The 3,015-nt window shown below is 64.8% G+C and carries 3 protein-coding genes; 1 reads left to right on the top strand and 2 read right to left on the bottom strand.

Annotation, left to right across the window (positions count from 1 at the left end; all coding sequences use genetic code 11):
• Positions 1 to 131 precede the first annotated feature (131 nt).
• Positions 132 to 545, bottom strand: a complete 414-nt coding sequence (gene vsr / locus GXY15_07885; protein NLV41134.1) for a DNA mismatch endonuclease Vsr — start codon at positions 543 to 545, stop codon at positions 132 to 134.
• A gap of 252 nt (positions 546 to 797) precedes the next feature.
• On the opposite strand from vsr, the gene GXY15_07880 reads away from it, so the two are divergent.
• Entirely contained in the window at positions 798 to 1,664 is an 867-nt protein-coding gene (locus GXY15_07880; GenBank protein NLV41133.1) for a DUF3800 domain-containing protein, read from the top strand.
• A gap of 254 nt (positions 1,665 to 1,918) precedes the next feature.
• Here GXY15_07880 and GXY15_07875 read toward each other — a convergent pair whose 3' ends face one another.
• The gene (locus GXY15_07875) at positions 1,919 to 2,698 is read right to left on the bottom strand and encodes an HNH endonuclease (GenBank protein ID NLV41132.1); all 780 of its coding nucleotides are present in this window, start codon (positions 2,696 to 2,698) and stop codon (positions 1,919 to 1,921) included.
• Between the last annotated feature and the right edge of the window lie 317 nt (positions 2,699 to 3,015).

Here is a 3,015-nt window from a genome sequence, read left to right as displayed (position 1 = left end):
GACCATTTGGTCCTGTATGCCCCCCCGCAGGAAACACCGCCACACGACACGCCCAGAAACGCCCGCATGGAACCACCTCAACATGGTCCGCTCAATTCAGCCTTTTGCCACGGGCTGCTAGACCCTAGACCCTAAACCCTCCCCCCCAACGCCCGCCCCAGCCGCCAGGCGATCCGCCCCGGATGCCGCAGCGCATGCTCCCAGATCCGCACCACCGTCCACCCCGCCCGCCGCAGCGTCCGCGTCACCTCCGCATCCCGCGCCCGGTTCCGCGCCGCCTTCGCGTCCCAGAACCTCCGGTTCGACTTCGGCCGCCGGTAACACTTCGGGCACCCGTGCCAGAAACACCCGTCCACAAACACCGCCACCCGCTCCCGCCGGAACACAAAATCCGGATGACCATGCACCGGCTGCCCCCGCCGCCACCCCGTGATCCCCGCCCCCCGCATGATCTCCATCAGCCGCAGCTCCGTCCGCAGATTCCCCCGCGAACGGATCCGCGACATCACCTCCGACCGCTTCTCTCTCGTGAACACGTCCGTCATGACTATCCCGTCGTCGGACAAATCCGCCCGGTGTGGAGAACCCCGGCGCACCCGCCGGACAGGAACGCAGTCTAGCAACAAGCCCCCGCAAAAAAGAAACGCCTCCCGGATGAGAGGCGTCGGGCCGGAGATGCTGTCTCCGGGGGGGTTAAGTGTATTATACCGTCCGGCTCGTGGAGATGCGATCCCGGGCGTGGATGTGATCAGGCGATGGAATTGGGAGCCTGTGCGGCTGGAAGCAGGGAGGGTCGTATGCCCGAGGAACACACACACGTCTTCTATGTGGATGATTCCGGCACGAAGGAGTATGCCTATTCTCCGCGCGCATACAGCACAAAGGGCGGAATCACCCCCTATTTCGTGTTTGGCGGGATTCTGGTGACGCCCGCGCAGGCGGGGGTGCTTCACCACGGCCTGCGCAGACTCAAGCGGGACTGCTTCGGACGGGGGGACGTGGAGATCAAGGCGAACTGGTTGCGGCACGCCAAGGAACGCGAGGCAAGATACCTTGAGAGGTTCTCCATCAGCGAGGACCAACTTCGGCGGTTTGCTGAAAGCGTCTATGAGCTGATTGTCGGCACGGATTGCACGCTTCTGGCTTGTGTTGTGAAGAAGGAGGAGGTCCAGCAGCTTTACGCCGAAAGGGCGCACTACGCCCCGGCTATCGCCTATGACATCCTCTTGCAGCGGGTTCAACTGGAGATGGCCCGGCGGCGCGGATATGCGCACATCGTTGTGGACGACATGAGCGGAGCCACTCCGAGGGGCAACCAGTACAAGGACAACCTGAAGAAACAGCACCAGCGGCTCAAGACGGCGGGATCACAGCTGAGAAAGGGGTTTGTTTTCGACCGGATTGGGAATCTGCGCTTCAGCGACAGCAACGCGGACGAGCGTCTGCAACTGGCGGATCTGGTGGCCTACGGAGTGTACCGGCAGTTCGTGGAATACGGGGACGCATGGGATGGCGATGCCGAAAGTCTGCCCGTCTATGAATACCTGCAAAAACTTGGCCCACGCTTCGCCGCCAGCCCGTCCGGCACCATCTCCGGATACGGTATCGTTAAATTTCCCCGGACCAAGGGAAGAAAATGGGGCCTGAAAACAAAAAACCCGTGACGGTAAACCGCGGGTCACTTCCCGCAACAGTCACCATGGACCGGGAACACGAGGCTCCTTTCCGTCACGGCAGTTGAATTATGCCACGGACCGCCGTAGATTGCAAGCACCCCCCACGCCTCCGTCTGCAGATTCCCCCGCGAACGGATCCGCGACATCACCTCCGACCGCTTCTCTTTCGTGAACACGTCCGTCATGGGAGTCGCTTTGTCTTCTGGTAAGGGGTTTGCCGGCCGCGCACGCGACGGCCGGTTTCAGCGGGCGACGTGTTCCGCGTGCCAGCGGAGAAACGCCGGGTCCGGGGAGAATCCTTTGGGCAGGTTCAGGCGTTTGCCCTCGAAGCGGGTGAGCCATTCCAGCGCGCCCCGCGCCAGATCGTCCGTCTTTCCGGCCGCCGGGCGGAAACGCACGGTGTGGTCGTCGGCGATCCACATGAGCCCCCGGTCGAACGCGCGGTCGTGCAGCGCGTTGAGGCATAGGCCGTTGCGCGGGTTCAGCCGGTTGGCCTTGTCCATGCTCCACGGGCGGATGTGGCTGGCGACGAGCAGTTCCGGCACGGCCAGCCCCGTGACGCAGCAGCGGAAGTCGTAGGCGGACAGGATGCGGCTGCGGAAGAAACTCTGGTTGACCCGCACGCGCACAACGGACTCCCGCTCCTTCCCGTCGGCGGGCAGGTCGCGGTCGTCAATGTCCGCCGACACCTCCAGCGGCTTCTCCCGGCGCTGGGCAAGGAGACGTTCGCTCTCAAAAGCCACCGCCTCCGCATCTTCCTGAAAGGCCCGCCAGATGTGCTCCTCCCCCTTGGCACCGTGGGTCAGTCCGGCGATGCCCCGGGCCTGCAGCGCCGGGTCCAGCCGCGCGAAGTTCGTCAGCTTGAAGGAGACGGACGAGGGCGTCCGCCCCAGCAGTTCCGCCAGCTCGATGAGCCGCGGGTTCCGGTGGTGGATGGTGCCGAACGGAATCTTGCAGTAGAGGTTGAACGCGAGCAGATGCTCCTCGCGCGTCCATTTCTCGCGGTTGCGGGCTGTGGGCATGGCGTTGCGTCGTTTCCCGGCCCCTGCGGCCATGGGGACGTTGTACCCCTTTCCCCGCCCGGGAATCAACGCGCCCGTCCCGGGCGCGGCAAGCGGCGCCCCGTCGGGTGTATGCGGCAGGTCCGCGCATGCGGGGTTTGGCGTGTGTCTAGAAAGAGGGCGCGGCAAGCGGCGCCCCTACATGCGCGGACCTCGGTTCGTGCGGGAACACCAAGCCGTTCCCCTGCGGGGGCGCGGCAAGCGGCGCCCCTACGTGCGCATGTCCTCGGTTCGTGCGGGAACACCAAGCCGTTCCCCTGCGGGGGCGCGGCAAGCGG

The organism is Candidatus Hydrogenedentota bacterium, assembly GCA_012730045.1.
Classification (GTDB): Bacteria; Hydrogenedentota; Hydrogenedentia; order Hydrogenedentales; family CAITNO01; genus JAAYBR01.
Note: the sequence above shows the minus strand (reverse complement) of the source record. Positions and strands in the feature narration are given on the sequence as shown.

What these genes read in the sequence shown, in the direction of transcription:
- vsr (NLV41134.1), bottom strand. Translation starts at nt 545, where the DNA reads ATGACGGACGTGTTCACGAGAGAGAAGCGGTCGGAGGTGATGTCGCGG.
- GXY15_07880 (NLV41133.1), top strand. Translation starts at nt 798, where the DNA reads ATGCCCGAGGAACACACACACGTCTTCTATGTGGATGATTCCGGCACG.
- GXY15_07875 (NLV41132.1), bottom strand. Translation starts at nt 2,698, where the DNA reads ATGCCCACAGCCCGCAACCGCGAGAAATGGACGCGCGAGGAGCATCTG.